Genomic DNA, 1,368 nt, shown 5'->3' with positions numbered 1-1,368 from the left:
GACGACCTCTTCGAGGTCACCCGCCAGGGGCTCGACTTCTACGCCGACCACTTCGGCTACCCCTACCCGTTCGGCAAGTACGACCAGGTATTCGTGCCCGAGTACAACCTCGGCGCGATGGAGAACCCCGGCTGCGTCACGTTCACCGAGTCGTACGTCTTCCGCGGCGCCGCGACGCAGGACCAGTACGCGCGCCGCGCGAACACGATCCTGCACGAGATGGCGCACATGTGGTTCGGGGACCTCGTGACCCCCGTGTGGTGGGACGACCTGTGGCTCAAGGAGTCGTTCGCCGACCTGATGGGTTCACTCGTGTCGGCCGAGGCGACGCGCTTCACCGACGCCTGGGTGAGCTTCGCCAACCGGCGCAAGGCCTGGGCCTACCAGCAGGACCAGCTCCCGACGACACACCCCGTCGTCGCCGAGATCCCCGATCTCGAGGCGGCCAAGCTCAACTTCGACGGCATCACGTACGCGAAGGGTGCGGCGGTACTCAAACAGCTCATGGCGCACGTGGGCCGCGACGCGTTCTTCACCGCCGCCCGCAACTACTTCCAGGCGTTCGAGTTCGCCAACACCCGGCTGACGGACCTGCTCGCGGCGCTGTCGGCGGCGTCGGGACGCGACCTCGCCGCGTGGTCGCGGCAGTGGCTCGAATCGACCGGAGTGTCGACGCTGAGCTGGGACGGCACGCACGTCGTGCAGACCCTGCCGAAACCGACGACCCTCGCGATCGGCTGTTACTCCTTCGACGAGACGGGTGATCTGGTCCGCATCGACCGCCGGGCCGTCGAACTGACCGAGGAACGGACTCCGATCGATCTGCCGAGTGCCGACCTGGTGCTGCTCAACGACGAGGACCTCACCTACGCGAAGGCGCGGCTCGACGAGAGATCGCTCGCGACCGTCGAGTCGTCACTCGACCGGCTGCGCGACCCACTCGCGCGCGGGCTCGTGTGGTCGTCGGTGTGGAATGCGACCCGCGACGCCGAACTCGCCGCGCCGCGGTTCGTGTCGATGGTGTCGCGATTCGCCGCGGGCGAGACGGACCCCGCGCTGCTCGCGGGGGTACTCGCGAACGCCGGTTTCGCCGTCGAGCACTTCGTCGCCGACGAGGGTCGCGCAGCCGCCCGACGCGCGTGGCTCGACACCGCGTGGCACAACCTGCACGAGGCGCCGGCCGCGAGCGACGCGCAGCTCACCTGGGCCCGCACGGTGGCGTCGGCGGCCGCGTACGACGACGCGCGGGCAGCGGACCTCGGGGCGCTGCTCGACGGACGCACGAGCGTCGACGGTCTCCAGCTCGACCCGGACCTGCGCTGGGCGCTGCTCACCGCGCTCGCGGCGACCGGCCACGTGGACCTCGGC

1 protein-coding gene is annotated in these 1,368 nt (G+C 70.0%); it reads left to right on the top strand.

Annotation, left to right across the window (positions count from 1 at the left end; all coding sequences use genetic code 11):
- Positions 1–1,368, top strand: a 1,368-nt coding sequence (locus HCA44_RS20685; RefSeq protein WP_206038451.1) for a M1 family aminopeptidase, incomplete at both ends; no start/stop codon positions are given.

It is taken from the genome of Rhodococcus sp. HNM0569, from assembly GCF_012726205.1.
In the GTDB taxonomy this organism is placed as follows: Bacteria; Actinomycetota; Actinomycetes; order Mycobacteriales; family Mycobacteriaceae; genus Rhodococcus_F.
This window is presented reverse-complemented; position numbering and strand designations above follow the sequence as displayed.